Genomic DNA, 26,654 nt, shown 5'->3' with positions numbered 1-26,654 from the left:
CCCCCGAAAGGACGAGCCAATGGCTGAGCAGACCTCGAAGACCGCGATCTCCACCGACCAGGCCCCCGCCCCGGCCCACACGTTCCACCAGGGCGTGCGGGTCGGCAACCTGCTGCAGGTCTCCGGGCAGGGCCCCGTGGACCCTGCGACCAACGAGTACCTCTACCCGGGCGACGTCGCCGCGCAGACGACGCGCACGCTGCAGAACGTCGAGGCGATCGTCCAGGCCGGCGGCGGCACGATGGCGGACGTCGTCATGCTGCGCGTCTACCTCACGACCCGCGACGACTTCGGTGCCATGAACGACGCGTACGGCGCGTTCCTCACCGAGCGGCTCGGCCCGGACGCCGTGCTGCCGTCGCGCACCACCGTCATGGTCGGCCTGCCCCGCGAGGAGATGCTCGTCGAGATCGACGCGCTCGCCTACGTGGAGTGAACCCCGGCCGGGCGGGCGAGGTCCGGCGCGGGCAGGAACGTCACCGGCACCTCCGGCACGACGTCGCGCAGCCAGTCGGCGAAGAACGCCATCCCCGCCTGCTCGGCCGGCACGTGCCCGGCCACGACCAGCCCCTTCGGCGCGCCCCGACCGGTCGTGCCGAGGTGAGCGGCGTCCACGGCGTACGACTGGGTCTCCCACTCGTGGGCCTCCCCCACGACGACGGCGTCCACGTCGGCGCGGCGCAGCAGCGCGCGGTTGCGCGCGAAGCCGCGGAACCCCAGGTCCAGGCCCACGCGGCGCACCGGCTGGTCGGGGTCGCCCACGAAGCGGGCCGTGCGCGAGCCGAGCGCCGTCGCGACGTGCGCGGCCAGGGCCCCCAGCGTCGTCGGGCCGACGTCGCACACCGATGCTCCCTCGGCGGCAGGGTCGAGCGACCAGCCCAGCGCGCGGGCCGCGCCCTCGTCGACGCCGTCCGGGCGCCGGTCGTGCCAGGCGTCGTGCGCGCGCCACAGGACGAGGCCGTGCTCGGCCACGAACGCGCGCTTGGCGGCGAGCACGGGGTCGCCCTCCGCCTCCAGGTCGGGCACCGAGGCGCCCGTGTGGTCGTAGTCGGGCGGCTCGTGCGTGACGACGACGTTCGCGCCCGCAGCGACGGCGCGCTCCAGCACCTCGAGCGTGGCCAGCGTCGTCACGGCGACGCCGCGCACCACCGTGCCGGGGTCACCGGCCACCAGGCCGTCGACCGTCGTCGGCCGCCGCGTCACGGCCAGCGCCGCGGCCGCACGGGAGGCCAGGCAGGCGGCGGTGAGGGTCGGGTCGTGGGGCGTCGTCACGGCGCCACGGTAACCGCCGGGGCCGACGCTCGTGCCCGGCGCCCTCACGCCCGGCGGAGCAGCTCCGGCAGCGCCGTGACGTCGTCCAGCACATGCTCGGGCCGCGGCAGCGAGCCGTCGTCGGCCTGGCGGGCGAACTTGCCCGTGCGCACCAGCACCGTGCGGACGCCCGCGGCACGGCCCATCGCGACGTCCGACGAGCGGTCGTCGCCCACCACCCACGTGCGCCCGGGCTCCGGCGCCGGGCTGACGGTGCTCAGCGCGAGCCGCAGGAACTCCGTGCTCGGCTTGCCCAGCGTGCGCGCCGCCACCTCGGCGCCGTGCTCGATCGCGGCGACCACGGACCCGGTGTCGAGCGCGGGCCGGCCGCCGCGCAGGAACCAGCGCCCGTGCTGCAGCGCCAGCAGCTCCGCGCCGTCCAGGACGGCGCGGAAGGCGGCATCCAGGGCCGGGTAGTCGAGCACGTCGTGGACGTCGCCCACGAGCACGTGCGTCGGGTCGTCCTCCGGCCCGACGACGTCGAGGCGCGCGGCGAGCTGGTCGCGGACGGCGGAGGTGGCGAGCGCGTGCACCCGCGCGCCGGTGCCCTCGAGGTCGGCGACGGCGGCGTCCACCGGGGTGAACAGCTCGTCCGCGTCCAGGCCGAGACCCATCCCCCGCAGCCGCGCGACGATCGACGCCGAGTCCTGGGAGTCCGTGTTGGTGACGAAGCGGACGGCGTGCCCCGCGTCGCGCAGCGCCGCGACCGCCGCGTCGGCACCGGGGACCAGGCGGTCGCCCTCGTGGACCGTGCCCTGCAGGTCGAGCAGGACGGCGTGCCCGGTCACGGCCACGCTCCCCCGGTCGGGACCGGGCCGGGCACCCGCAGCGCCCCGGCGTGCAGCAGGTCGCGGACCCGCGACGCGAGGTCGGCCGGCGAGGCGCCGTCGTCCCGCAGGACGGCGCGATCGGCCGCCGGGTCGGCCTGCGCTCCGTGGACCTCCGCGGCGAAGGCCGCGTGCATGTCCCGCGTGGCGTCGGGGTCGTCGAAGCCGTGCCCCGTGCGTGCGGCCACGCGGGTCAGGCACACGTCGACGGGCGGCAGCAGGACGGCGCGGTGCACGGCGATACCCGCAGCAGCGGCGCGGGCCGCGAGGTCCCGGGCGGCGTCGCGGTGCAGCACGCCGTCATAGACCACCCAGGCGTCGGACCGCGCGAGCTCCACGGTCGCGGCGAGGGCGGCCCGGCCGGCGGGCGCGGTCTGGGGCGCCGCCTCCGGGAGCCAGGGGTCGACGGCGCCGCGCCGCCACCGGCCGAAGAACCAGTCCGCCTCGAGCAGCGCGGACGGGTCGAGCAGGTCGGCGAGGGCCGCCCCGACCGCCGACTTCCCCGAGCCCGGCGGTCCCGACACCACGACGACGTCACCCACGGTGCCTCAGAAGATCCCGCGGGCGCGGCGGCGCTCGCGCCACCGCTGCACCTCGCGCTCGACGTCGCGCGTCGGGGTCACGACCGGCGGGCCGCCCATGAGCTGCCGGCGGGCGTCGATCACCCGCGCGTTGAACTCCTCGACGGCATCGCGGACGCGCCGCTCCTCGGGCTCGCGGTCGAGCGTCTCGTCCAGCTCGGCGTCGTCGCGGCGCAGCTGCGCCGCCGGGAGGACGCCGGTGATCTGCTCGCGCTCCACGAGGTTCTTGAGCCACCAGTCCGGGTCGTGCGTGCCGCGCAGCCCGGGGATGGGCTTGCCCGCCAGCGGCAGGTCGTCGAACTCGCCGCGCCGGATGGCCTGGTCGACGACGGTGTCCACCCACAGGGCGCGGTCGTCCATGCGGCGCCTGGCCCGGCCCGCGCCGGCGGCCTCCTCGTCGGGTGCGGCGTCGCCGGCCTCCTCCGCGGCCGCGGCGTCGGCGGCCGCCTCCCGGTCCACCTGGTACTGCGCGGCCCGGCGCGCCGGGTCCTTCTCCGTGTCCTGGCGTCGTCGGAACATCGGCATCCCCTCGGGTCGGCTGCTCCCAGCCTAGGGGCGGACCGGGCCACCGCCGCGGGGACCGGACCCGGCATGATGGCCGTATGAAGGTCTCGCGCCGCAGCCACGTGCCGCCGTTCGCCGTCATGCAGGTGCTGGCCACCGCCAACGAGCGGCGTGCCGCCGGCCACGACGTGCTCAACCTGTGCGCGGGCGAGCCGTCGACCGGCGCCTCGGACGTCGTGCGGGAGAAGGCGGCGGAGCTGCTGCGCACCGCGGACCTCGGCTACACGGAGTCGATGGGCGTGCCCGCGCTGCGCCGCGAGATCGCGGGGCACTACCGGCGCTGGTACGACGTCGACGTCGACCCGGCGCGCATCGCCGTGACGACCGGGTCGAGCGGCGGGTTCCTGCTCGCGTTCCTCGCGGCCTTCGACGTCGGGGACCGGGTCGCGCTGGCCCGCCCGGGGTACCCGGCGTACAAGAACATCCTCGCCGCGCTGGGGTGCGAGGTGGTGGAGCTCGACTGCGGCCCGGACACCCGGTACCAGCCCACCGTCTCCCAGCTCATGGAGGCGTACTACGAGGGCGGGCTGGACGGCCTGGTCGTGGCCTCCCCCGCCAACCCGACCGGCACGATGCTCCCGCCCGCCGAGCTGGCCGCGCTGGCGCGCTGGTGCGAGGAGCACGACGTGCGCCTGATCAGCGACGAGATCTACCACGGCATCGCCTACTCGACCGATGTACAGCAGGCCACGGCGGCGATGTACACGGATGTCGGGGCCGTGGTGGTGAACTCGTTCTCCAAGTACTGGGCCATGACCGGCTGGCGGCTGGGCTGGCTCGTCCTGCCCGACGAGCTGGTCGGGCCGGTCGACGCGCTCGCCGGCAACGTGGCCCTCTCGCCTCCGGCGCTGGCGCAGCACGCGGGCGTCGCGGCGTTCTCCCCCGCCGGCTACGCCGCCGCCGCGGAGAACGTGGCCCGGTACGCGGCGTCGCGCGCCGCGCTGCTCGACCGCGTGGACGAGCTCGGCTGGCGCCCCGTCGCGCCCGCCGACGGTGCGTTCTACCTGTACGGGAACGTCGCCGGCTTCCGCGACGCCGTCGGCGGCGACTCGGTGACCTACTGCCGCCGCCTGCTGGCCGAGGCCGACGTCGCGATCACCCCCGGCGCGGACTTCGACGTCGTGGGCGGGGGCGACTGGGTGCGCCTCTCCTTCGCCGCCGCGCCCGACGTCGTCTCCCGCGCCGTCGACCGCATCGTCGCCTGGCACCGCACGCTCTGACGCCGAGGTGGAACCCACCCTCGCGAGGTGGTACGCACCTTCGCGAGGTAGTACGCATTCCCGCGAGGTAGTAGGGGCTCCCGCGAGGTCGTGGGCCGAGGCCGAGGCCGCGGTCGTGGGTGCGAGACGGCGCGTGGTGCGGGAGGCTCGCACTACCTCGTGCGGGTTCGTACTACCTCGGCAGGCCAGGTACGACCTCGACAGGGCTGGTACTACCTCGCGGGGGTGCGTACTACCTCGGCAGGACCGGTACTACCTCGTGGACGGAGGGCGGATGATCCGGCTGGTGACGGCGAACGTCCAGCACGCGCTCGTGGACGGGCGGCAGGTGGACCTCGACCGGCTCGGGCAGGCGCTGGCCGCGCTGGACGCCGACGTCGTGGCGCTGCAGGAGGTGGACCACGGCCAGGCGCGGTCCGACGGGGAGGCGCAGGCGTACCGGGTCGCCGCGGCGCTCGGGATGCCGGAGCACCGCTTCGTCCCCGCGGTCCGCGGGTCGCTCGACCCGGCGTGGCGCCGCCGCCGGGCCCCCCGCACGGCCGCGGGCGACGACGGCCGCCTGCCCGCCCCGCCCGGCTACGGGATCGCGCTGCTGAGCCGGCACCCGGTGCGTGCCTGGCACGCCATGCGGCTGCCCGGCCTCAACCTGCCGGGCGTCCCGCCGCTCGGCGTGGACGAGCCGCGCGTCGCCGTCGCGGCCGCCGTGGCGACCCCCGACGGCCCGCTGACCGTCGTCGCCACCCACCTGTCGAAGACCGAGCCGTGGAAGGGCGCGCAGCTGCGGCGGCTGCGGCGCCGGCTGCGGCACGCGCCGCGGCCGCTGGTGCTGCTGGGCGACCTCAACACCCGCGGTGACCTGCCCGCCCGGCGCACGGGCTGGCGCGAGCTCGTGCACGTGCCGACCTATCCGCGCACGCGGCCCTGGCTCCGCATCGACCACGTGCTCGCGGACGGCCCGGTCACCGCGGCCGCCGCCGCGCGGGCCGTGGACCTGGGCGTCAGCGACCACCGCGCCGTCGTGGTCGACGTCGCGCTCGACGTCGCACCCGGTGGGGACGGGGGATGACGGACGAGCCCACCGGCGGCGTGCCCGACCGGTCCTACGGCCGTCAGGAGACTCCGGAGCAGCGCTCGGACCGCAACTGGAACGAGCTGCTGCAGGAGCTGCGCGTCATGCAGACCGGGGTGCAGATCCTCACCGGCTTCCTGCTGATCCTGCCGTTCCAGAGCCGCTTCGCGGACCTGGACGACTACCAGCGCACGGTCTACCTCACGCTCGTGCTCGTGTGCGTGGCCACGACGGGGCTCCTCGTCGCCCCGGTGGCGCTGCACCGGGCCCTGTTCCGCAAGCACCTCAAGCGGTCGGTGGTGACGGGTGGCGACCTGATGGCGCGCGCCGGGCTGGTGCTCCTCGCGATCGCGCTGGCGGGCACGGCGGAGCTCGTGTTCGACGTCGTGCTGGGCCGCACGGCGGGGATCGTCGTGGGCGCCGCGTCGGCGGTCGTGCTGCTCGGCCTGTGGGCGGTGGTGCCCGCGTTCGTGCGGCACCGCCGGGAGTGACGCGGGGTCAGGCGGCGAGGTCGACCTGCTCGGCCGACTCGACGGGCGCGACCTCCGCGTCGCGGCGCGCGGCGGCCCGCGCCTTGCTGACGGTCAGCAGCGTCTGCGCGCCGATGACGATCCAGGCGAGGTTCGCGGCGGCGGACGGCCAGACGCCGTTCACGCCCGCGACGACGGTCATCACGACCGCACCGCACATGTTGGTGATCTGGAAGGCGAACGAGTTCGCGGTCCAGCGGCCCTTGCTCACCATCCCGTAGGCGATGAGCCCGGCGAGGGCGCCGGCCCACCCGAGGGCAGTAATCACGGTCAGCAGGGAGATCGTCATGACGGGCACCTCCGGGGGGTCGGCGTGGCACAGGTGTGCCACGGGAAGGAAGAGCTGAGGATGTGGGGACGCCGCTCCCGAGACCCGGGAACCGGAGAGGTCCGGCTGGCGTCGAAACGATTCTGCAGCACGACCTGCGTTCAGCACAATCAAATCCTTCTCCGACCGGCAGTTAGTATCTCTACATGGCCACAGACCCACGGAGACTTGCCTTCCTCCTTGCCGTGCACCGGGCCGGGGGCGTGCTCGCGGCAGCAGATCTTCTGCATGTCACCCCGTCCGCGGTGTCCCAGCAGATCGCCCGCCTCGAGGCCGAGGAGGGCATCGCCGTCCTCGACCGCGGGCCGCGCGGCGTGACCCTCACCCCGGCGGGCCGCGTGCTGGCCGAGGCCGGCGAGCGGATCGAGGCCGAGCTTCTCGAGGCCCGGCAGGCGATCGCCGGGCTCGGCGAGGGGGTGAGCGGCAGGGTCGTGCTGGGCGCCTTCCAGACGGCGATCCGTGCCGTCGTGGCGCCCATGCTGCTCGACCTGGCCGAGCAGTACCCGGCCGTCGAGGTGGACGTGCGCGAGCACGAGCCGGCCGAGGCGATCCGCATGCTGCGCGCCGGCGACCTCGACGTCATCCTCCTCGAGCGCGACGCCGACATGGACTCCCCCGCCCCCCGCGGCGTGCACGACGTCCCCCTGCTCGACGAGCCGTGGTGCGTCGTCGTGCCCGCCGGGCTGCCCATGCCCGAGCGCCTCGACGACCTGGCGAACCTGCAGTGGGTCGGCGCCGAGGCCGACACGGCGTCCGACCGCGCGCTGCGCCGCCTCGCCCGCACGCTCGGCACGACCGTCAGCCAGCGGCACCGCTTCTTCGACTTCGACACGGCGCTCGCGCTCGTCGCGGCGAACCAGGGCGTGGCCATGCTGCCCGCGCTCGCGCTCCAGGGCGGGGACGTGCCCGAGGGCGTCGAGGTCGCGCGCCTCGCGGGTCTCGGCACCCGCCGGATCGTGGCGCGGCACCGCGCCACGCGGCACGAGCCCGGCCCGGCCGTGCGCGCCGTCGTCGACGCGATGGTCGAGGTGACCCGCGACCTCGAGCTCGCCTGAGGGCCGCTCCCGCTCGCGACGCCGCAGGTCTCCGCCGCGCGACCTGGCGGGACCGCTCCTAGCATCGCGAGCATGAGCGACACGACGTCGGGGCCCGCCGGGTCGTCGGGGGCCGCGCCCCTGTCCGACCGCACGTTCGGCGCCGCGCGCCGCCTCTGGGGTCTGGTGTACCTGCGCGCGCTGATGTACCTGGCCGCGGGGATCGTGCTGTTCGCGAACCCCGACCGCGGGCTCGTGTGGGTGCGGTGGCTCGTCGGCCTGGTGATCGTCGTCCCGGGCGTGCTGCTCACGCTGGAGGGCGCCCCCACCAAGCGGTCGGGCCGTCCGCAGGGTACGGGCGACGAGATCAGCTGGCGGCTGATCGCGGGCGTCGTCAGCCTCGTCGCCGGCGTCCTCATCATCGTCTGGCCGTCCATGACCGGCCCGGTGATGTACCTGGTCGTGGCGGTCTGGGCGTGCGCGGCCGGCGTGGTCGGCGTCATCGGCGCGCTGCGGGGTCGCGCGCTCCGCACGACGTCGTGGGACTGGCAGCTCGTCAACGCGGTGCTGTGGATCGTGCTCGGGCTGGTGATGCTGCTGCGGCCCAGCTCGGACGTCGCCACGGGCGCGCAGCTGCTCGCGCTCTACCTGGTGCTCGCCGGCGCGGTGCTGGTCGTGGGCGCGTTCGCCACGGGCACCCGGGACCGGGACGCCCGCAAGGCCCGGGACGGCGCCGCGGCCGGGTAGGATCGGGCGCGTCACACCGCAGCCCCGGCTGCCCACAACGCGGCCGCACCTCCGGGTGCGGTTGCCGCATAGCCGCTCGAACCGCGACGGGAGAGCTCGCGCCGCGCCCCCGCAAGGTGGCCGGCCGGCGCCGAAGGAGCAACCCTCCCCGGGAATCTCTCAGGCATCCGTACCGTCGTGGCGAGGCAACTCTGGAAAGCGGCCCTGCCCCGTCCTCGCGACGGGCGGGCCCACCGACGGTGCAAGTCGGCGCGCCCCGTCGACGTCGTAGGTCACGTCTGCGACGACGCCATGGCGGACCGGCAAAACTCTCAGGTCGACGCGCGCGCGTCCGATGACAGAGCGGGGAGGACCTGCCAGTCCCCCGCCTGCCCGGCCCGACCCTCGGAGCTCCGACGTGACCACCCTCCCGGACGACTCGCACATCCTCACCGGCGTCGACCCCGACGTCTTCGCGGACCGGCACGTGGGCCCGCGCGGCCGCGAGGTCGCCGCGATGCTCGACACCCTCGGCCACGCGAGCCTCGACGCGCTGGTGGACGCTGCCGTCCCCGCGTCGATCCGCACCGACCGCCCGCTGGACCTGCCGGCCGCCCGCTCGGAGGCCGAGGTGCTCGCCCACCTGCGCGACCTCGCGGGGAGGAACCAGGTCAAGCGCCAGATGATCGGCCTCGGCTACTACGGCACCGCCACTCCCCCGGTCATCCGCCGCAACGTGCTCGAGTCCCCCGCCTGGTACACGGCGTACACGCCGTACCAGCCGGAGATCTCCCAGGGCCGCCTCGAGGCGCTGCTGAACTTCCAGCAGGCCGTGGAGGACCTCACCGGCCTGGGCATCGCGGGCGCGTCCCTGCTGGACGAGGCCACGGCCGTCGCCGAGGCCGTCGCGCTGATGTGGCGCGCCTCGCGCGCGAAGAGCGGGTACGTCGTGCTCGACGCCGACCTGTTCCCGCAGAGCCTGTCGGTCACGCGCGGCCGCGCCGAGGCGATCGGCCTGCCGGTGGTCGTGGTCGGGCTCGACGGCGGCCTGGCGGCGGGCCTCGACGCGTTCGTCGCGGCGGGCGGGACGCTCCCCGCCGGCGACCTGGTGGGCGTCGTGGTGCAGCAGGCGGGCGCGTCCGGCCGCGTGCTGGACGCACGCGGCGTGGTCGCGGAGGCCAAGGAGCGCGGCGCGCTGGTCACGGTGGCCGCGGACCTCCTGGCCCTCACCCTGCTGACCTCCCCGGGCGAGCTCGGCGCCGACGTCTCGGTCGGTTCGGCCCAGCGCTTCGGCGTCCCGCTCTTCTACGGCGGCCCGCACGCCGCGTTCATGGCGGTCCGCAAGGGCCTGGAGCGCCAGCTTCCCGGCCGCCTCGTCGGCGTCTCGACCGACGCCGACGGCGCCACGGGCCTGCGCCTCGCCCTCGCCACCCGCGAGCAGCACATCCGCCGCGAGAAGGCGACGAGCAACATCTGCACCGCGCAGGCGCTGCTCGCCATCGTGGCCTCGATGTACGCCGTGTACCACGGCCCCGACGGCCTCCGCGCGATCGCCGAGCGCACCCACGCCCGCGCCGCGGCCGTCGCGTCGGGCCTCCGCGCGGCGGGCATCGCGGTCGAGCACGACGTCTTCTTCGACACCGTCCGCGCGGTGGTCCCCGGCCAGGCAGGACGCGTCGTGGCAGCAGCCGCGGACGCCGGCTACAACCTGTACAAGGCCGACGCCGACCATGTACAGATCGCCTGCGACGAGACCACCACCTCGGCGGACGTGGACGCCGTTCTCGCGACCTTCGCCGCCGCCACCCCCCAGGACGGCGGAACGCACCAGGGAGCGGGGAGGTCGGCAACCTCTCGCGCGGACGTAGACCTTCCCGAAGTGGAGGGCGCCCTGGCGCCCGTGAACGCGTCCGCGCGAGAGGTTGTCGACCTCCCCGCGGAAGTGACCCGACAGACGCAGTACCTCCAGCACCCCATCTTCCACCTGCACCGCAGCGAGACCTCGATGCTCCGGTACCTGCGGTCGCTGAGCGACAAGGACCTGGCGCTGGACCGCACGATGATCCCGCTGGGCTCGTGCACGATGAAGCTCAACGCGACGGCGGAGATGGAGGCCATCAGCTGGCCGGGCTTCGCGGACATCCACCCGTACGTGCCGGCTGACCAGGCGCTGGGCTACGCGGAGCTGGTGTCGACGCTGGAGTCGCAGCTCGCGGAGATCACGGGGTACGCGGGCGTCTCCGTGCAGCCGAACGCCGGCTCGCAGGGCGAGTTCGCGGGGCTGCTGGCGATCAAGGGGTACCACCGGTCGCGCGGCGAGGAGCACCGCGACATCGTGCTGATCCCAGCGTCGGCGCACGGCACGAACGCGGCCTCGGCGGCGCTGGCGGGCCTGCGCGTGGTGGTCGTGGCGACGGCGGACGACGGCGAGATCCAGCTGGACGACCTGCGGGCGAAGCTCGAGCAGCACGGCCCGCAGGTGGCCGGGATCATGATCACGTACCCGTCGACGCACGGCGTCTACGAGGAGCACGTCCGCGAGGTCTGCGACCTTGTACATCACTCAGGCGGGCAGGTGTACATCGACGGCGCGAACCTCAACGCGCTGGTCGGGCTGGCGCGACCGGGGGAGTTCGGCGGCGACGTCTCGCACCTCAACCTGCACAAGACGTTCTGCATCCCGCACGGCGGCGGTGGTCCGGGCGTGGGCCCGGTCGCGGTGGCCGCGCACCTGGTGCCGTTCCTGCCGGCGGACCCGACGCCGGGGATCGACGGCCACGACGGCATCGCGCCCGTGAGCGCGGCGCCGCACGGGTCGGCGGGGATCCTGCCGATCTCGTACGCGTACCTCGCCCTGATGGGGCCGGACGGGCTGACCGAGGCGTCGAAGGCCGCCGTCCTCACCGCGAACTACGTGGCGAAGCGCCTGGACCCGTACTTCCCGGTGCTCTACACCGGCGAGAACGGCCTGGTGGCGCACGAGTGCATCCTCGACCTGCGGCCGATGACCGCCGAGACGGGCGTGACCGCGGAGGACGTGGCGAAGCGCCTCATCGACTACGGCTTCCACGCCCCGACGATGTCGTTCCCGGTGGCGGGCACGCTGATGGTGGAGCCCACCGAGAGCGAGGACCTCGCCGAGCTGGACCGCTTCGTCGACGCGATGATCGCCATCCGCGGTGAGATCGACCGTGTCGCGGCGGGGGAGTGGACCGTGGACGACAACCCGCTGCGGCACGCCCCGCACACCGCGGCGAGCGTCGTCGCCGACGAGTGGGAGCACCCGTACTCCCGCGAGCGGGCCGCCTTCCCGCTGCCCAGCCTGCGGGGCGCGAAGTACTGGTCGCCCGTGCGCCGCATCGACGGGGCCAAGGGCGACCGCAACCTCGTGTGCGCGTGCCCGCCCCTGGAGTCCTACGCGGAGCCCGCCCCCACGCACTGATCGCTGCCCACCACACGCGACCCGGGACACACCGAAGGGAGCCTCGATGGCCGAGGACCAGCAGGAGACGCAGGACAAGACCACGCCGCTGCACGACGAGCACGTCGCGCTGGGCGCCAGCCTCACCGGTTTCGGCGGCTGGCTGATGCCGCTGCGGTACACCTCCGACCTGGCGGAGCACCGCGCGGTGCGCGAGGCCGCGGGGCTGTTCGACCTGTCGCACATGGGGGAGATCCACCTCGAGGGCGCGGAGTCGGGCGCGGCGCTGGACCAGGCGCTCGTGGGCAACGCGAGCGCGATCGGCGTCGGCCGGGCGCGGTACTCGATGATCTGCGCCGAGGACGGCTCGGTGCTCGACGACCTCATCGTCTACCGCCTGGCCGACGAGCACTTCCTCGTCGTCGCCAACGCGGGCAACGCGCCGCGCGTCGCGGCCGAGCTGGTCGCGCGGTCGTCCGGCTTCGACGCGCTCGTCACCGACCGGTCCGCCGAGACCGCGCTGGTCGCGGTGCAGGGCCCGCAGGCCGAGGAGGTCGTCGCCTCGCTCTCGGCCGACGACGACGTCGACACGGTCCGCGGCATGAAGTACTACGCGTCGGCGGAGGCCACGGTCGCCGGGATCGGCGTGTTGCTGGCCCGCACCGGGTACACGGGCGAGGACGGCTTCGAGCTGTTCGTGCCCGCCGACCGGGCGGTGGAGCTCTGGCGGGCGCTGCTGGCGGCGGGGGAGGGGCGCGGCCTCGTCCCGGCCGGGCTGTCCGCGCGGGACTCCCTCCGGCTCGAGGCGGGCATGCCGCTCTACGGGCACGAGCTCGACGAGACCACGACGCCGTACGAGGCGGGCCTCGGCCGCGTCGTGAAGCTCGACAAGACCGGCGCCGACGGCGAGCCGCTGCCGTTCGTGGGCCGCGACGCCCTCGCGGCGCGCGCCCGGAGCGCGCCGGCACGCGTCCTCGTCGGCCTGCGCGGGGAGGGTCGCCGTCCGGCCCGCGCGGGGTACGACGTCGTGCAGCGCGGCCTCGACGGCGCGGTGGGAGCCGTCGTCGGCCACGTGACGTCCGGCGCGCCGTCGCCGACGCTCGGCTACCCGGTGGCGATGGCGTACGTGACGCCCGAGGTGTCGGCCGAGGGCACCGCCCTCGCCGTCGACGTGCGCGGCCGCGCCGAGCCGTTCGTCGTCGTCCCGCTGCCCTTTTACCAGCGGTCGTAGGACGATCGTCCTGACCTCGTCCTGAGCCCGACCGTCGTCAAGCACGCAGAACCCGAAGGAGCAGTCCCCATGGCCGACTTCCCCGAGAACCTCCGCTACTCCGCCGAGCACGAGTGGGTGGACGACGCGTCGCCCGCCACGATCGGCGTCACGTCCGTCGCCGCCGACGCGCTGGGCGACGTCGTCTACCTCGAGCTGCCCGAGGTGGGCGTGACGATCGAGGCGGGCGCCGTCGTCGGCGAGATCGAGTCCACCAAGTCCGTCTCGGAGCTGTACTCGCCGGTGAGCGGCACCGTGGTGGAGGTCAACCAGTCGGCCGTGGACGACCCGGCCGTCGTGAACTCCGACCCCTTCGGTGCGGGGTGGCTCTTCAAGGTCGACGTGACCTCCCGCGGGGCCTTGCTGACGGCCGAGGAGTACGCCGCCCAGGCCGGCTGACGCTTTCCCGAATCTCGTGACCGAATCGTGACCATCGGGCCCGAAATGCGTTGATTGCCTGGGATAACCGCGCTGACCTGCGACGACATGGCCGGCCGCGCCCTTCGAGGGGGCGCGGCCGGCCGTCGTCGTCCTCGGGCGACAGCGATCCGCAGAATTTCGCGTCATGAGAGCGGCCCGTCCGCATCTTCATCCATGACGGCTTCCCCTGGTCGACCTTCGGTCGGCGGCCGTCGACGGAGGAAGAACGATGAGCACGATCGAAATGGCCCCGGTGACGAACCGTCTGCTGACGCGCCGCGAGCGCGTGGTCCTGTCCAACCTGTCCGAGGACGTCACCCTCGAGCAGATCGCGACCAAGCTGTTCGTCACCCGGAACACGGTGAAGTCGCAGGTGCGCAGCGTGTATCGCAAGATCGGTGTCTCCAACCGGGCGGAGGCCGTCGCATGGGCGCGACAGGCCGGCCTGGGAGTCGGCTGACAGCGGGTAGGTGCGAGCCCCGCCCGACGACAGGGGAGGTCGTCGGCGCGGGGCTCTCGCACGTCCGGGGACCGGCCACGACACGGTGCGCCGGGACACGGATGGCAGACTTTCCGTCATGACAGCCCGCCGCCTCGTGGTCGCCGCCGCGATCGTCGACGACCTCGACCACCCGGCGCGCCTGCTCGCCGCCCGGCGGAGCCGGCCCGAGCACCTCGTGGGCCGGTGGGAGTTCCCGGGCGGCAAGGTGGACCCGGGGGAGACGCCGGCCGAGGCGCTGCACCGCGAGCTCATGGAGGAGCTCGGGGTGCGGGTCGATCTCGGCCACGAGCTGCCCGGCCCCGACGACGGCGGCTGGATCATCACCGACCGGCACGTGCTGCGCCTCTGGCTGGCGGTCGTCACCGACGGTGACCCGCGGCCCCTCGTCGAGCACGACGACCTGCGCTGGCTGGACCGTTCCACGCTGCTCGACGTCGACTGGCTGGACGGCGACGTCCGGATCGTCGAGGCGCTCGACGCCGTCCTGCACGACCGGGTCGACACCGCGCGCTGACACCTCGGCAGGCGACTCGACGGGCGGTCTCGTCCCACCCCGCCTACGTTCGGACCAGACCCGGACGAAGGAGCACAGGTGGGCGCAGCGATCGGACAGTCCCTCCCGGTGGCGGTGGGCGTCCTCATCAGCCCGCTGCCGATCGTCGCCGTCGTGCTGATGCTGGTCAGCCGGCGTGCCAAGGCCAACGCCGCCGCCTTCCTGATCGGCTGGTTCGTCGCCGTCCTGGTCGTGGTCGCGCTCGTCGCCGTGCTCGCCGGTTCGGCCGCCCCCGACGAGGAGGGCACGCCCCTGTGGGCGGCGATCGTCAAGATCGTGCTCGGCGTGCTGCTCCTGCTGCTCGCGGTGAAGCAGTGGCGCGGCCGGCCGCGCGAGGGCGTCGAGCCGGAGACGCCGAAGTGGATGGCGGCCATCGACCAGTTCACGCCCGGCAAGGCGCTCGGCCTCGCCGTCCTCCTGTCCGCGGTCAACCCGAAGAACCTGCTGCTCGTCGTGTCCGGCGGTGCCGCCATCGCCTCGGCCGCACCGGGCGACACGAACGCGCAGGTCGTGGCCGCCGTCGTCTTCGCGCTCATCGCCAGCGCCGGCGTCGTGACCCCGCTGGTCATCTACCTCGCGATGGGGGAGCGCGCCGCCCACGTGCTCGACGGGCTGAAGACGTGGATGGTCCAGAACAACGGCGTGATCATGGCCGTCCTGCTGCTCGTCATCGGCGCCAAGGTGCTCGGCGACGGCATCAGCGCGCTGTGAGGCCGCGGCCGACCAGACGGTGACGGTGCTCCGCCGCGCTGCTGGAGACCTCCGGCTCCTCAGGCCGGGGACCCAGGGCGCGCACCCAGCGCTCGACGTCGCGGCGGCGGCGCAGCCGCACGACCTGCACGTGCGGCGCCTCGCGCGTCAGCCGCCGGTCGAGCCCGCGGAGCTTGTGCCGGGTGCGCCACGCCCACCGGAGGATGTGGTCGCGGTCGGAGAGGACGGTCCGCAGGGGCGGCTCGACGTTCCCGTTCCACAGCTCCGTCCGCCGCAGCCTGCGCCGCACGGTGCGCCGTCCGACCTGCCACAGCACGACCGGCACCGGCAGGTCGAGCCACACCAGCAGCTCGGCGCGCTCCAGCAGCAGCGGCCGCACGGGCGTGTACTGCCACTCGCTGACCCAGGCGTCCTGCGCGACGACGGCGCGGACGTCGTCCTCGAACTCCGCACGGGGCGTCCAGCCGGCGCCGTGGAACAGGCTGTCCAGCTCGGTGTACGGCAGGTCGAGGGCGGCCGCCACGCGCCCGGCGAGCGTCGACTTGCCCGCCCCGGACGTGCCCGCCACGAGGATCCGGCGGGCGGTCACGGGTGAGGGAGGGGCGTCGTGCGGCACCCGCCAAGAGTACGGTGGCGCCAGCGCCTCACAGCCCTCAGCCACGCCCGCGGTCGACGTCGACCCGGAGGACGGAGCACCCGTGCCGCACGACGAACCCGCCGGCTTCGAGCTGCGGACGGACCTGCTGACGCGGGTGGCGCACGCGCACGACGCGTCGCACTACCTGCTGCGCCCGGAGGTGGTGGTGCGGGCGCACGACGTGGACGGGGTGGTGGCCGCGATGCGGGAGGCGAGCCGCCGCGGCCTGCCGGTGACGTTCCGCTCGGGGGGCACGAGCCTGTCGGGGCAGGCGTCGGGCGCGGGGATGCTGGTCGACACGCGCGCGCGGTTCACGCGGGTGGAGGTGCTCGACGGCGGGGAGCGGGTGCGCTGCCAGCCCGGCGCCACGCTGCGGCTGGTCAACGGGCACCTGGCGCGGCGCGGGCGGCGGCTGGGGCCGGACCCGGCGAGCGAGATCGCGTGCACCGTCGGGGGAGTGGTGGCCAACAACTCCTCGGGGATGTCGTCGGGCACCACGCGCACCGCGTACCGCACCGTCGAGGCGATGACGGTGGTGCTGCCCGGCGGCACCGTGGTCGACACGGGCGCGCCCGACGCCGACGCGCGCCTGGCCGCCCTGGAGCCGGACCTGCACCGCGGCCTCGCGGAGCTGCGCGACCGGGTGCGCGGCAGCGCGACGATGCGCGCCGAGGTGGAGCGGCAGTTCGCGATGAAGAACACCATGGGCTACTCCGTGAACGCGCTGCTGGACCACGACAGCCCGGTGAAGATCCTCGAGCACCTGATGATCGGTTCGGAGGGCACGCTGGGGTGGGTCGCGGACGTCACGTTCCGCACGGTGCCGCTGCTGACACAGGTCGCGACGACGCTGCTCGTCTTCGACTCCCTCGAGCGCGCCACGGACGCGCTCGTGCCGCTGGGCGCCTCCGGCCCCGAGGCGATCGAGCTCATGGACCCCGCCTCCCTGCGGGTCGCGGCGGCGGACCCGAAGGCGGACCCCTCGATGCGGTCGCTGGCCGCGGGCGCCGGCATCACGGGCCAGACGGCGCTGCTGGTGGAGTACCGCGCCGCGACCGACGAGGCGCTCGCCCCGCTGCAGGACGCCGCGCGCGCCGTCGTCGACGGCCTCGCGCTGGAGCTGCCCGCCACGCTCACGACCGACCCCGCCACGCGCGAGCGGCTGTGGCGCGTGCGCAAGGGCCTGTACACGGCGGTCGCGGGAGCCCGCCCGGCCGGCGCGACGGCGCTGCTGGAGGACGTCGTGGTGCCCGTGGCCGACCTCACCGCCACGGTGCGCGACCTGGGCGGGCTGTTCGCGCGCCACGGGTACGACGGGAGCCTCAACGACGAGGCCGTGACCTTCGGGCACGCGAAGGACGGCAACCTGCACTTCATGATCACGCCTCGGCTCGGCGACGCGGCGGAGCTCGACCGGTACGCGGCGTTCAGCGACGACCTCGTGGACCTGGTGCTCGGCCGCGGCGGCTCGCTCAAGGCCGAGCACGGCACGGGCCGCATCATGGCGCCGTTCGTGCGGCGCCAGTACGGCGACGACCTGTACGCCGTCATGCGCGAGATCAAGAGCCTGTTCGACCCGCGGGGGCTGCTCAACCCGGGCGTCATCATCACGGACGACCCGCACGAGCACCTGCGCGACCTCAAGGTCGAGGCCTCCGCCGGCGGCGAGGACGCCCCGCTCGTCGACCGCTGCGTGGAGTGCGGGTACTGCGAGCCGGGCTGCCCCTCGCGGACCGTCACGACGACGCCGCGCCAGCGGATCGCGCTGCTCAAGGAGCTCGCCGTCGCGCCCGAGGGCGAGCGCGAGGAGCTGGCGAAGGCGTACCGGTACTGGGGCGTGCAGACCTGCGCCGCGGACTCGATGTGCGTCGAGGCGTGCCCCGTCGGCATCGACACCGGCGTCGTGATGAAGGGGCACCGGGCGCGGTCGAACCCCGCCGTCGTGCAGAAGGGCGGCGAGGCCCTCGCGGGGTCGTGGGGCCCGGTCGTCGACGTGCTGCGCGGCGCGCTGGGCGTGGTGGAGAAGCTGCCGACGCCCGTGGTGCGCGTGGCCTCGGAGATCGCGCGCGGCGTCGTCGGGACCGACGTCGTGCCGCGCGTGGACGACGACCTGCCCGGCCCAGGCCTCCGGCGCGAGGCCGACGACCTCCGTGCCGCCACCGGCGGCGCACCCCCGGCCGTCCTGTTCTCGTCGTGCATGGGCGAGCTGTTCGCCCCCGCCCCCCGGGGCCTGCCGGACGTCGACGGGAGCGCGGTGGGTGCCGAGCACGCCCTGCGCGTGCTGTGCGAGCGCGCCGGGATCGGCCTGGCCGTGCCGGAGGGGATCGGCGGCCTGTGCTGCGGCACCCCGTGGGCGAGCAAGGGCCTGCCGGACGGCGCGGCGCGGATGGCGCGACAGGTGCTCGACGCCCTGTGGGCGGCGACGCGCGGCGGGGCGCTGCCGGTCGTGTGCGACGCGTCGAGCTGCACGCACGGCCTGGTCGAGACGCCGCACCACCTCTCCGGCGAGGACGCGGAGCGGTTCGCCCGGCTGCGCATCGTCGACGCCGTGACGTTCGTGCGCACCGACGTGCTGCCCGCCCTCGCCGCGCAGGGCGTCGCGATCGAGAAGCAGGGCAGCGTCGTCGTGCACCCCACCTGTGCGACGGTGCACCTGGGCGCGGTGGACGACCTGCGCGCCGTCGCGGCCGCCGTCGCCGACGACGCCGTGGTGCCCGCCGCGTGGGGCTGCTGCGGCTTCGCCGGGGACCGCGGGATGCTGCACCCCGAGCTCACCGCCGCCGCCACGCACGCCGAGGCGACCGACGTCGCGGCGGGGGAGCGGGCACTGCCCGGCGGCCGGTACGACGCCTACGTCTCGAACAACCGCACCTGCGAGATGGGGATGTCGCGCGCCACCGGCCGCGACTACGTGCACGTGCTGGAGCTGCTGGAGGCGGCCACGCGCGGCTCGGGGCCCGGGGTCCCCGGCGCGCCCTGACGGGGCCTGGTCCTCCCTCCCGCATTGACGAGCGCGACGCTCGCCAGCACGAGGCCGATCCCGAGCGTCTGGGACCCGGTGAGCACCTCGCCCCCGGCGAGGACCCCGAGCGTGACGCCGGTGACGGGGTTCAGCAGGCCGATCACGCCGACGGCCCCGGCCGGGAGGTGGCGGAACCCGCTGAACCAGCAGACGAACCCGAGCGCCGTCGCGACGAGGCTCACGTACGCGAACGCGAGGGACTCGGTGACCGAGAGCGCGGGCGGCGCGCCCTCGACGAGCGCCGCGGCGACGAGCAGCTCGAGGCCGCCGACGACGAGCTGCCACGCGGTGACCGTGAGCACGGGCGTCCCGTCCTGCCAGCGCTTGGTGAGGACGGCGCCGGCGGACGAGAGCACCATCGAGGCGACGGACGCCGCGATGCCCCAGCCGTCGAGCGCGCCGGTCGCGGTGCCGACGATCAGCAGGACGCCGGCGCCGCCCACGGCGGCCGCGACGACGACGCGCGGCGTGGGCCGTTCACGGAGCAGGAGCCACGCCGCGCCGGCGATCGCGATCGGGCTGAGCGACATGAGCGAGGCGGCGACGCTGGACGGCAGCAGCTGGGCCGCGACGTACACGAGGCAGAAGAAGATCCCCATGTTCAGGGTGCCGAGCACGACCGAGCGCCACCACCACGACCCGCGGGGCAGCCGGCGCGCGACCAGCAGCAGGACGACGCCTGCCGGCAGCGCGCGGATCGCCGACCCCCACAGGGGGGAGCCCCCGGGGAGGAGGTGGTGGGTCACGACGTAGGTGGACCCGAACGCGACCGGCCCGACGGCCGCGACCAGGGGCCAGCGGACGCGCAGCCAGGCCCGGCGCGGCCCGGAAGAAGTTTCCATGGAAAGCATCTTACTTTCCGTGGAAAGTAGAATGGCCCCATGGCTGAGGTCGATCGCGTCGCGACGTTCGTCGAGCAGTGGCGCAGAGAACGCCCCGACCTCGACCCGAGCCCGATGGCGGTGATCGGGCGGATGCGTCGGATCTCCGACGACTTCACCGCCGCGCTCGTCGCGAACTACCGGCGGTTCGGGATCGGGGAGGGCGAGTTCGACGTCCTGTGCGCGCTGCGGCGCGCGGGCGACCCGTTCGCGCTCAACCCGGGGGAGCTCGCGGAGCACACCATGGTGACGGCCGGCGCGACGTCCAAGCGGGTCGACCGGCTGGAGGCCGCCGGGCTCGTGGCCCGGCAGGCGCGGGCCGGCGACGGGCGCGGGCGGGTGGTCACGCTGACGCCCGAGGGGCGCCGGCTCATCGACGAGGCGTACCCCGCGCACCTCGAGCTCGAGGACGGCCTGCTGGGTCCCCTCTCGCGTGGGGAGCGCGAGCAGCTGGAGGCGCTGCTGCGCAAGCTCGTCGTCGGCTGACGCCGGAGGTCGCTGCGCCCGCGGGCATGAGGACCCGGCCCGGGGTGCTGGCCGGCGTCGGGCTCGCCGTGCTCGTCGACGCCCTCCTGGAGCAGCACGAGCAACCGCCGCGGCTGCAGCGCCGACGCCTCACCGGTCCGCCGGGTGCACCACCATCGCGGCGCCGCCGCCGCGCCGTCGCGGCTCGGAGACGGCCGTGAGCAGGCCGTCGTCGCCGAGCTGCACGGCGGTGGCGGCCCCGATCTCGGCGGCGGAGGTGAACGCGTCGCCCGACGGCACGAGCGTGTGCCCGTACTCCTCGAGCGCCGGGCCGTAGGCCTCGATGAACTCCGGCTCGGCGGTGACGGACGCCGTGTTGCGCTGCGCCGCGCGCGGCGCGGCGAGCGCCTCGCCGATCGGCATACCGCGGTCGAGGTGGTGGGTGAGCGTCTGCAGCACGGTCGTGATGATCGTGGAGCCGCCGGGCGAGCCGAGGGCGAGGACCGGCTCGCCGTCGCGCAGCACGATCGTCGGCGCCATCGACGACCGCGGACGCTTGCCGGGCTCGATGCGGTTCGGGTCGTCCGCCGCCCACACGGTGGAGAAGTCGGTGAGCTCGTTGTTCAGCAGGAAGCCGCGGCCCGGGACGAGCATCCCGGAGCCGCCGGTCTGCTCGATCGTCAGGGTGTACTCGACGACGTTGCCGTCCCCGTCGACCACGGTGAGGTTGGTCGTCGAGACGTTCTCCGTGTCGGAGTCCGCGGGCGCGATCGTCTCCCCGCACGCCGCGTCGTCGGCGTCCACGTCGCCGGGCGCGACGGGCTTGGTCGCCGCGGCCTCCGGGTCGAGCAGGCACGCGCGCTCGGCGGCGAAGTCGTCCGACAGCAGGGTGTCGAGCGGGACGTCGACGAACGCCGGGTCGCCCACGTAGGCGCCGCGGTCGGCGAAGGCCAGGGCGCTCGCCTCGAGGTAGTGGTGCAGGTAGGCGGCGTCGTCCATGCCGGCCAGGTCGAACGTCTCGAGGATGTTCAGCGCCTCGCCCACCGTGGACCCGCCGCTGGAGGACGGCGCCATGCCGTAGACGTCGTAGTCGCGGTAGTCGGAGACGGTCGGGTCCTGCAGCAGCGCCTCGTACCCGGCCAGGTCGTCGAGGTCGAGGTAGCCGGGCGGCACGGGCAGGTCGGTGTCCGGCGAGGTCTGCGGGTGCTGCACGACGTCCACCATCTCGGCCGCGAGCTCGCCGCCGTAGAACGCGTCGGTGCCACGCTTCGCCAGCAGGTCGTACGTGTCCGCCAGGTCGCGGTTGCGGAACACGCTGCCGACGGCGGGCGGCTCACCGCCCGGCAGGTACAGCTCCGCCGTGGCGGGGAACGCGGCGAACCGCTCGGCGTTGCTCGCCGTCTGGTCGTGGAACGTCTGGTCGACGACGAACCCGCGCCGCGCCAGCTGCGTCGCCGGCTTCAGCGCCTTCTTGAGGGAGTAGGTGCCCCACTCGTCGAGCGCCGTCTGCCAGGTCGCGGGCGTGCCCGGCGTGCCGACCGAGACGCCGCTGGTCACCAGGTCCGGGGTGAACGGGTACGGCTTGCCGGTCGCCGGGTCGACGAACGCGTCGTTCGGCATCTCCGCCGGCGCCGTCTCCCGACCGTCGATCGTCTGCACCTCGCCGCTGTCGGCGTCGTAGTACACGAAGTACCCGCCGCCCCCGACGCCGGCGCTGTACGGCTCGGTCACCCCCAGCGCCGCGGCCGCCGCCACCGCCGCGTCGACCGCGTTGCCGCCCTTGCGCAGCACCTCCAGGCCGACGCGGCTCGCCTCCGGGTCCACCGTGCTGATCGCGCCGCCGTACCCGACGGCGGTCGGTACCTTGATGTCGTCGCGCGGGGCGGCGCTCGCCGTGGACGCGGCGGTGGTGCCCACGACGGCGGTCGTCGCGGTCAGCGCCGCCGCGCCCAGCGCGGCGAGCGCGCGGGTGCGACGGGCGGGGCGGGAGGAGGAGCGTCGGCGGTCCATGCGTTCCACCATGGCGGATCCGGACGTCGGTCGCGCGCCGTGCGGCGGCGTTTCGGCGCCCGCTCGACGGCGAAAAGTTTCCCTGCTGGTTGACAGAGTGAAAGTTGGTGGCAACCTGGTCGCGGGACGCTGCGACGGCGCACGTCCCGGCCCGACCAGCGGAGGATCCCCCAGTGAGCCGAGCACAGAGCCGAGCACTACCCCCTGCCCGACGGACCGTGCCCCTCGGGGTCGGTCTCCTGCTCGGCCTGGCGATGGCGGTGCCCGCGGGCGCCGCCGCGGCCGCGACGCCCGATCCCGACCTGCCGCTCGCCACCGCCGGCGTCGCGCCCGCCACGGCGGGCACGGTCTCCGACGACGTCGCCGACCTGCCGCTGGACGACGCGGGCGTGGCGATCGTCACCGAGCGCGCGGAGCGGCTGATCGCCCCGGGGCTGGAGCTCACGGAGTTCGCGCGCGTCTCCGCGGAGGGCTGGCTGAGCGGCGAGGTGCTCGTCGCGCACCTCGGCCGGGACGGCGGGCCGCGCCTCGGCTACCTCGGCCCCGACGCCGTCGCCGGCAACGCGACCGTGAGCGAGATGGCCGCCGACCGCGGCGCCGTCGCCGCGATCAACGGCGACTTCTTCGACATCAACAACTCCGGCGCCGCGCTCGGCGCGGCCGTGGACGACGGCACGCTGCTCAAGTCCGCCGCCCCCGGCCGCGAGAAGGCGCTGACGGTCGACTCGTCGGGCGTCGCGCGCCTCGCCGAGCTGTTCCTGGAGGGCACCGTCACCCTCGGGACGGGAGACGACGCGCCCGAGCTGCCCGTCGCGGGCCTCAACGTCACCGCCGTGCCGGCGGGCGGCGTCGCCGTCTTCGACGCCGCCTGGGGCGACGCGGCCCGCACCCGCCCGCTCGGCGCGGGGGAGCAGGGCGTCGAGGTGCAGGTCCGCACCGCACCCGGGAGCGACGAGGGCGCGGCCGGGACCGTCGTCTCCGTGGGCGCTCCGGGATCCGGTCGCCTGCCCGCCGACGTCCGCGCCGTCGTCGCCCGGCCCGGGGCTGCGGCCGACGCGCTGGCGGCCCTCGCGCCCGGCGACGAGGTGACGCTCGCGTACGGCCTGCGCGACGACCTCGGCGAGCTCCGCACCGCGATCGGCGGCGACCCCGACGACTGGCTGCTCGAGGACGGCGAGGTCACGTCGTCCACCAGCGACTTCGCCACGCTCCGGCACCCCCGCACGGCGGTGGGCCTCAGCGCGGACGGCACGACGGCGTACCTCGTGGTCGTCGACGGCCGGCAGGCGCAGAGCATCGGCGCCTCCCTGCCCGAGCTGGGCCGGTTCCTCGATCAGCTCGGCGCCGACGACGCGATCAACCTCGACGGGGGCGGCTCGACGACGATGGTCGCGCGGCTGCCCGGGGACGCGGGGACCAGCGTGCTGAACAGCCCGTCGGACGGCGGCGAGCGCCTGGACGCGAACGGCCTCGGGCTGTTCACCCCCGAGGGGTCCGGCGAGGTGCACGCGTTCGACGTGCGCGCGGCCGTGCCCACGGGCGCCGCGCCCGCCGGCGACGCGCTGCGCGTCTTCCCCGGCCTGCACCGCACCCTGACCGCGGCGGGGTACGACGAGTCCCGCGCCCCCGTCGACACCCGTCCGGACGACTGGACGACGACCGACGCGGCGGTCGCCGCCGTCGCCCGCGCCGACGACGGCGCGGGGGTCGTCACCGGCGTCGCGGCCGGCACCGCGACCGTCCGCGCCGCGACCCCCGCGGCGGACGGGGTGGCGACGGGCTCCGCGGAGCTCACGGTGCTCGGCGGCCTCGAGCGCCTCACCGTTCCCGAGCCGGTCGTGACGCTCCCGGACGCGGACGCGACGGCGTCCCTCACCGTCGTCGGGCACGATGCCGACGGGTACGCGGCGCCGGTCGAGGCGCGCGACGTCGAGGTCATGGGCGGCGACGGCGTCGCCGCGCTGGAGCCGGCGGCCGACGGGTCGTTCACGGTGCGGGCGCTGCAGGGCGCGGGCGCCGCGACCTTCACGCTCGCGGTCGGGGACGAGCAGGTCGAGGTCGCCGTGGCGGTCTCGCTGAAGGACATGGTCGTGGCGGACCTGGCGGACGCCGACCGCTGGACCTCGGCGCACGACCGCGCGCCCGGCGGCTCGGTCACCCCCGCCGAGGGCCACGAGGGCGCGGCGGGCCTGACGCTGACCTACGACTTCACGCAGTCCACCGCGACCCGCGGCCAGTACGCCGTCGCGCCGGACGGCGGGACCGTGGTGCCCGGGCAGCCGCGCACGCTCACGGCGTGGGTGCACGGCGACGGGAACGGCGCGTGGCTGCGGCTCCAGGTGCGCCAGGGCGACGGGGTCGTGACCAACCTCGACGGCCCGACCGTGTCGTGGGAGGGCTGGCGCCAGGTGCAGGTCGTCGTGCCCGAGGGAGTCGCGTTCCCGCTCACGCTGCAGCGCCTGCGCCTCCTCGAGACGCGGGCGGCGGAGCAGTACACGGGCGAGGTCGTCGTCTCGGACCTGCGCGCGCAGGTGCCGCCGGACGTCGACGCGCCGGTGGCGGAGCGGGTCGAGGACCCGGTGGTCGTGGCCGACGGCGCGACGGACGACGCGCCGCTGCGCGTCGCGGTGCTGTCGGACGCGCAGTTCGTCGCCCGGGACCCGGGGTCGGGGGCGGTGCTGGGCGCGAAGCAGGCCCTGGCGGAGATCGTCGCGGCTGACCCGGACCTGCTCGTCATCAACGGCGACCTGGTGGACGAGGCGTCGCCCGCCGACTTCGACCTGGCCCGCGAGGTGCTCGACGAGGGCCTCGCCGACGCCGACTTCCCCTGGTACTACCTGCCGGGCAACCACGAGGTCATGGGCGGGTCCATCGAGAACTTCGAGGACGAGTTCGGCGAGCGGACGCACGTCGTCGACGTGCCCGACCCGCGCGGCGACGGCGGCACCACGCGCCTCGTCATGCTCGACTCGTCCAGCGGTCGCCTGGGCAGCGACTTCGCCCAGCTCCGCGCCCTGCGCGACGCGCTCGACGACGCGGCCGCGGACGACGCCGTGACGGGCGTCGTGACCTTCTTCCACCACCCGCTCGACGACCCGCTGCCCACGAAGGCGAGCCAGCTCGTCGACCGGGTCGAGGCGGAGGCGCTGCGCGGCTGGTTCGAGGACTTCCGCGAGACGTCGGGCAAGCAGCTCGCCTCCGTCGGGTCGCACGTGGGCGTCTTCCACGCGGCCACCGCGGACGGGGTCCCGTACGTCGTCAACGGCAACTCGGGCAAGAGCCCGGCGAGCACGCCCGACGACGGCGGGTTCACCGGCTGGTCGATGATCGGCGTCGACCCGGCGGCGCAGGGCACCGGCGACGGCGGCTGGTTCTCCTGGGAGGTCGAGGCGCGCGCCGAGAGCGTCGCGGTGAGCGGGCCCGAGGAGCTGGCCGTGGGCACGTCGGGCCAGGTCAGCGCGCTGCTCACGCAGGACGGCACCCGCCAGGTGCCGGTCGCGTGGCCGGTGTCGTCCCGCTGGGGCGGGGAGCGGGTGTTCGTCGGCTCGCCCGACGACGCGCCGTCGGGCGCCGTGCTGGCGCTGGACCCGGCGACGCACGAGGCCACCGCCGTCGCGCCCGGCCGCGCGACCGTCGAGGTCGAGGTGAACGGCGTCGTCGGCACGCTCGACGTCCTGGTGCCCGCCGGGGCGCCGGGTACCGCCCGGATCAGCGACGACAACGGCTGGGACACCGGCCTGCGCGACGGCGACTACCGCGTGCTCGTCGACCTGTGGTGGGGCGAGAACGCCACCGGCCTGCGGCTGTACGAGGACGGCGCGCTGATCCACTCCGAGAAGCTCGCGCACGGCGGCACGGACGCCCAGCGGATCGCCGTCCCCGTCACCGGGAAGAAGAACGGCAGGTACGAGTACACCTGCGAGCTCGTCAACGCGGCGGGGACGACGCCGTGCGCCGGCCCCCACACGGTGCGGGTGACCGACGCGAACCCGGGCACGCCCACGCTGTCGCACGACAACGGCGACGGCGACGGGGACTACGTCGTCGCGATGGACAAGTGGTGGGGCACGCAGGCCACCGGCTACGTCCTCTACGAGGACGGCGTCGAGGTGGACCGGCAGGAGCTGGTCCCGGGGACCGGGGGAGAGGCGCAGTCCGCCGCCACCGTGCTCGCGGACCGGGATCCCGGCACGCACCGGTACGTCGCCGTCCTCACCAACGCCGCCGGCGAGACCCGCAGCAAGGAGATGGCCGTCCGCGTGCGCCGCTGAGCGCCGCGGCACCGACCGCGGCGGGCGTTCGCCCCGCCCGCCGCGGTCGGCATATCCTCGGACCATGAGCGACTTCCAGGTCAACCCGCGCGTCAAGTCCGAGCCCACCGGCGCCGTCCTCGGCCGTTTCCTCGGCGCGCTCGTGCTCTTCCTGGGCGGTCTGGTGCTGCTCGGCTCCGGCGCCTCCGGCGGGAACCCGACCCTGGACCCCTACATGGTCGTCGGCGGCATCCTCGCCGTCGGGCTGGCCTTCGGCCTCCCGATGATCGGCGCGCACGAGCGGGGCTGACCCGCAGCCCAC

At 75.1% G+C, this 26,654-nt stretch carries 24 protein-coding genes and 1 riboswitch; of the genes, 16 read left to right on the top strand and 8 right to left on the bottom strand.

Going from position 1 to position 26,654, the window contains the following annotated elements; genetic code table 11:
• Positions 1 to 19 precede the first annotated feature (19 nt).
• Entirely contained in the window at positions 20 to 436 is a 417-nt protein-coding gene (locus tag ACQP6G_RS03265; protein WP_429762773.1) for a RidA family protein, read from the top strand.
• On the opposite strand, the gene ACQP6G_RS03260 is transcribed toward ACQP6G_RS03265, so the two are convergent.
• Genes ACQP6G_RS03260 through ACQP6G_RS03245 form a run of 4 tightly spaced genes read right to left on the bottom strand, consistent with a single transcriptional unit; the run spans position 424 to position 3,238 of the window.
• Positions 424 to 1,272, bottom strand: coding sequence for a Nif3-like dinuclear metal center hexameric protein (locus ACQP6G_RS03260; protein ID WP_429762772.1), 849 nt, complete (start codon positions 1,270 to 1,272; stop codon positions 424 to 426). The genes ACQP6G_RS03265 and ACQP6G_RS03260 overlap by 13 nt on opposite strands.
• A 44-nt stretch (positions 1,273 to 1,316) precedes the next feature.
• The gene (locus tag ACQP6G_RS03255; protein WP_429762771.1) at positions 1,317 to 2,099 is read right to left on the bottom strand and encodes an HAD-IIA family hydrolase; all 783 of its coding nucleotides are present in this window, start codon (positions 2,097 to 2,099) and stop codon (positions 1,317 to 1,319) included.
• Complete coding sequence (locus tag ACQP6G_RS03250; protein WP_429762770.1) at positions 2,096 to 2,680, bottom strand: AAA family ATPase; 585 nt, start codon at positions 2,678 to 2,680, stop codon at positions 2,096 to 2,098. Before ACQP6G_RS03250 ends, ACQP6G_RS03255 begins: the two co-directional genes overlap by 4 nt.
• Before the next feature lie 6 nt (positions 2,681 to 2,686).
• Positions 2,687 to 3,238: a DnaJ family domain-containing protein gene (locus tag ACQP6G_RS03245; RefSeq protein ID WP_429762769.1), complete on the bottom strand. Its 552-nt coding sequence runs from the start codon at positions 3,236 to 3,238 to the stop codon at positions 2,687 to 2,689.
• Between the two features lie 83 nt (positions 3,239 to 3,321).
• Here ACQP6G_RS03245 and ACQP6G_RS03240 point away from each other — a divergent pair, with 83 nt between their 5' ends.
• The 3 genes from ACQP6G_RS03240 to ACQP6G_RS03230 all read left to right on the top strand — a co-directional run bounded on the left by ACQP6G_RS03240 (position 3,322) and on the right by ACQP6G_RS03230 (position 6,063).
• Positions 3,322 to 4,503, top strand: coding sequence for an aminotransferase class I/II-fold pyridoxal phosphate-dependent enzyme (locus ACQP6G_RS03240; RefSeq protein WP_429762768.1), 1,182 nt, complete (start codon positions 3,322 to 3,324; stop codon positions 4,501 to 4,503).
• A gap of 286 nt (positions 4,504 to 4,789) precedes the next feature.
• Complete coding sequence (locus ACQP6G_RS03235; RefSeq protein ID WP_429762767.1) at positions 4,790 to 5,569, top strand: endonuclease/exonuclease/phosphatase family protein; 780 nt, start codon at positions 4,790 to 4,792, stop codon at positions 5,567 to 5,569.
• On the top strand, positions 5,566 to 6,063 hold the full coding sequence (locus ACQP6G_RS03230; protein WP_429762766.1) for a DUF6328 family protein: 498 nt from the start codon (positions 5,566 to 5,568) through the stop codon (positions 6,061 to 6,063). The genes ACQP6G_RS03235 and ACQP6G_RS03230 overlap by 4 nt, the downstream gene beginning before the upstream one ends.
• A 7-nt stretch (positions 6,064 to 6,070) precedes the next feature.
• On the opposite strand, the gene ACQP6G_RS03225 is transcribed toward ACQP6G_RS03230, so the two are convergent.
• On the bottom strand, positions 6,071 to 6,391 hold the full coding sequence (locus tag ACQP6G_RS03225; RefSeq protein ID WP_429762765.1) for a CBU_0592 family membrane protein: 321 nt from the start codon (positions 6,389 to 6,391) through the stop codon (positions 6,071 to 6,073).
• A 185-nt stretch (positions 6,392 to 6,576) separates the two neighbouring features.
• Between ACQP6G_RS03225 and ACQP6G_RS03220 the strand changes: the two genes are divergently transcribed.
• The 8 genes from ACQP6G_RS03220 (at position 6,577) to ACQP6G_RS03185 (ending at position 15,067) form a co-directional block, all read left to right on the top strand.
• On the top strand, positions 6,577 to 7,485 hold the full coding sequence (locus ACQP6G_RS03220) for a LysR family transcriptional regulator (RefSeq protein WP_429762764.1): 909 nt from the start codon (positions 6,577 to 6,579) through the stop codon (positions 7,483 to 7,485).
• 72 nt (positions 7,486 to 7,557) lie between these two features.
• Complete coding sequence (locus ACQP6G_RS03215; protein ID WP_429762763.1) at positions 7,558 to 8,211, top strand: HdeD family acid-resistance protein; 654 nt, start codon at positions 7,558 to 7,560, stop codon at positions 8,209 to 8,211.
• A gap of 77 nt (positions 8,212 to 8,288) precedes the next feature.
• Positions 8,289 to 8,396: riboswitch (glycine riboswitch) on the top strand.
• A 149-nt stretch (positions 8,397 to 8,545) separates the two neighbouring features.
• The gene (gene gcvP / locus ACQP6G_RS03210; protein WP_429762762.1) at positions 8,546 to 11,632 is read left to right on the top strand and encodes an aminomethyl-transferring glycine dehydrogenase; all 3,087 of its coding nucleotides are present in this window, start codon (positions 8,546 to 8,548) and stop codon (positions 11,630 to 11,632) included.
• Between the two features lie 46 nt (positions 11,633 to 11,678).
• Positions 11,679 to 12,842: a glycine cleavage system aminomethyltransferase GcvT gene (gcvT, locus tag ACQP6G_RS03205; protein ID WP_429762761.1), complete on the top strand. Its 1,164-nt coding sequence runs from the start codon at positions 11,679 to 11,681 to the stop codon at positions 12,840 to 12,842.
• Positions 12,843 to 12,911: 69 nt separating this feature from the next.
• A complete protein-coding gene (gene gcvH / locus ACQP6G_RS03200) occupies positions 12,912 to 13,280 on the top strand; it encodes a glycine cleavage system protein GcvH (protein WP_429762760.1) in 369 nt (122 codons plus the stop codon).
• A gap of 250 nt (positions 13,281 to 13,530) precedes the next feature.
• Entirely contained in the window at positions 13,531 to 13,761 is a 231-nt protein-coding gene (locus tag ACQP6G_RS03195; RefSeq protein ID WP_429731230.1) for a helix-turn-helix domain-containing protein, read from the top strand.
• Between the two features lie 118 nt (positions 13,762 to 13,879).
• Entirely contained in the window at positions 13,880 to 14,317 is a 438-nt protein-coding gene (locus ACQP6G_RS03190; RefSeq protein ID WP_429762759.1) for a (deoxy)nucleoside triphosphate pyrophosphohydrolase, read from the top strand.
• Positions 14,318 to 14,395: 78 nt separating this feature from the next.
• Positions 14,396 to 15,067 carry a GAP family protein gene (locus tag ACQP6G_RS03185; protein WP_429762758.1) on the top strand — a complete coding sequence of 224 codons (672 nt, stop codon included), beginning with the start codon at positions 14,396 to 14,398 and terminating at the stop codon, positions 15,065 to 15,067.
• Here ACQP6G_RS03185 and ACQP6G_RS03180 read toward each other — a convergent pair.
• A complete protein-coding gene (locus ACQP6G_RS03180) occupies positions 15,054 to 15,683 on the bottom strand; it encodes a P-loop NTPase family protein (protein WP_429762757.1) in 630 nt (209 codons plus the stop codon). The genes ACQP6G_RS03185 and ACQP6G_RS03180 overlap by 14 nt on opposite strands.
• Positions 15,684 to 15,765: 82 nt before the next feature.
• Here ACQP6G_RS03180 and ACQP6G_RS03175 point away from each other — a divergent pair, with 82 nt between their 5' ends.
• Complete coding sequence (locus ACQP6G_RS03175; RefSeq protein WP_429762756.1) at positions 15,766 to 18,684, top strand: FAD-binding and (Fe-S)-binding domain-containing protein; 2,919 nt, start codon at positions 15,766 to 15,768, stop codon at positions 18,682 to 18,684.
• Here ACQP6G_RS03175 and ACQP6G_RS03170 read toward each other — a convergent pair.
• Complete coding sequence (locus ACQP6G_RS03170; RefSeq protein ID WP_429762755.1) at positions 18,612 to 19,568, bottom strand: DMT family transporter; 957 nt, start codon at positions 19,566 to 19,568, stop codon at positions 18,612 to 18,614. The two genes, ACQP6G_RS03175 and ACQP6G_RS03170, sit on opposite strands and share 73 nt — an antisense overlap.
• A 39-nt stretch (positions 19,569 to 19,607) precedes the next feature.
• On the opposite strand from ACQP6G_RS03170, the gene ACQP6G_RS03165 reads away from it, so the two are divergent.
• On the top strand, positions 19,608 to 20,093 hold the full coding sequence (locus ACQP6G_RS03165) for a MarR family winged helix-turn-helix transcriptional regulator (protein WP_429762754.1): 486 nt from the start codon (positions 19,608 to 19,610) through the stop codon (positions 20,091 to 20,093).
• Between the two features lie 129 nt (positions 20,094 to 20,222).
• Here ACQP6G_RS03165 and ggt read toward each other — a convergent pair whose 3' ends face one another.
• Positions 20,223 to 22,082 carry a gamma-glutamyltransferase gene (ggt, locus tag ACQP6G_RS03160; RefSeq protein WP_429762753.1) on the bottom strand — a complete coding sequence of 620 codons (1,860 nt, stop codon included), beginning with the start codon at positions 22,080 to 22,082 and terminating at the stop codon, positions 20,223 to 20,225.
• Between the two features lie 173 nt (positions 22,083 to 22,255).
• Here ggt and ACQP6G_RS03155 point away from each other — a divergent pair, with 173 nt between their 5' ends.
• Entirely contained in the window at positions 22,256 to 26,353 is a 4,098-nt protein-coding gene (locus ACQP6G_RS03155; protein WP_429762752.1) for a phosphodiester glycosidase family protein, read from the top strand.
• A gap of 64 nt (positions 26,354 to 26,417) precedes the next feature.
• Positions 26,418 to 26,642, top strand: a complete 225-nt coding sequence (locus ACQP6G_RS03150; protein ID WP_429762751.1) for a hypothetical protein — start codon at positions 26,418 to 26,420, stop codon at positions 26,640 to 26,642.
• The last annotated feature ends 12 nt before the right edge of the window (positions 26,643 to 26,654 follow it).

Origin of the sequence: Isoptericola nanjingensis (assembly GCF_050311635.1) — a bacterium.
GTDB classification, from domain to species: Bacteria; Actinomycetota; Actinomycetes; order Actinomycetales; family Cellulomonadaceae; genus Isoptericola; species Isoptericola nanjingensis.
The sequence above is the reverse complement of the archived record's forward strand: the minus strand, read 5'-3'. Positions and strand labels throughout refer to the sequence as shown.

What these genes read in the sequence shown, in the direction of transcription:
- ACQP6G_RS03265 (WP_429762773.1), top strand. Translation starts at nt 20, where the DNA reads ATGGCTGAGCAGACCTCGAAGACCGCGATCTCCACCGACCAGGCCCCC.
- ACQP6G_RS03245 (WP_429762769.1), bottom strand. Translation starts at nt 3,238, where the DNA reads ATGTTCCGACGACGCCAGGACACGGAGAAGGACCCGGCGCGCCGGGCC.
- ACQP6G_RS03240 (WP_429762768.1), top strand. Translation starts at nt 3,322, where the DNA reads ATGAAGGTCTCGCGCCGCAGCCACGTGCCGCCGTTCGCCGTCATGCAG.
- ACQP6G_RS03230 (WP_429762766.1), top strand. Translation starts at nt 5,566, where the DNA reads ATGACGGACGAGCCCACCGGCGGCGTGCCCGACCGGTCCTACGGCCGT.
- ACQP6G_RS03225 (WP_429762765.1), bottom strand. Translation starts at nt 6,391, where the DNA reads ATGACGATCTCCCTGCTGACCGTGATTACTGCCCTCGGGTGGGCCGGC.
- ACQP6G_RS03220 (WP_429762764.1), top strand. Translation starts at nt 6,577, where the DNA reads ATGGCCACAGACCCACGGAGACTTGCCTTCCTCCTTGCCGTGCACCGG.
- ACQP6G_RS03215 (WP_429762763.1), top strand. Translation starts at nt 7,558, where the DNA reads ATGAGCGACACGACGTCGGGGCCCGCCGGGTCGTCGGGGGCCGCGCCC.
- gcvP (WP_429762762.1), top strand. Translation starts at nt 8,546, where the DNA reads ATGACAGAGCGGGGAGGACCTGCCAGTCCCCCGCCTGCCCGGCCCGAC.
- gcvT (WP_429762761.1), top strand. Translation starts at nt 11,679, where the DNA reads ATGGCCGAGGACCAGCAGGAGACGCAGGACAAGACCACGCCGCTGCAC.
- gcvH (WP_429762760.1), top strand. Translation starts at nt 12,912, where the DNA reads ATGGCCGACTTCCCCGAGAACCTCCGCTACTCCGCCGAGCACGAGTGG.
- ACQP6G_RS03195 (WP_429731230.1), top strand. Translation starts at nt 13,531, where the DNA reads ATGAGCACGATCGAAATGGCCCCGGTGACGAACCGTCTGCTGACGCGC.
- ACQP6G_RS03190 (WP_429762759.1), top strand. Translation starts at nt 13,880, where the DNA reads ATGACAGCCCGCCGCCTCGTGGTCGCCGCCGCGATCGTCGACGACCTC.
- ACQP6G_RS03170 (WP_429762755.1), bottom strand. Translation starts at nt 19,568, where the DNA reads ATGGAAACTTCTTCCGGGCCGCGCCGGGCCTGGCTGCGCGTCCGCTGG.
- ACQP6G_RS03165 (WP_429762754.1), top strand. Translation starts at nt 19,608, where the DNA reads ATGGCTGAGGTCGATCGCGTCGCGACGTTCGTCGAGCAGTGGCGCAGA.
- ggt (WP_429762753.1), bottom strand. Translation starts at nt 22,082, where the DNA reads ATGGACCGCCGACGCTCCTCCTCCCGCCCCGCCCGTCGCACCCGCGCG.
- ACQP6G_RS03150 (WP_429762751.1), top strand. Translation starts at nt 26,418, where the DNA reads ATGAGCGACTTCCAGGTCAACCCGCGCGTCAAGTCCGAGCCCACCGGC.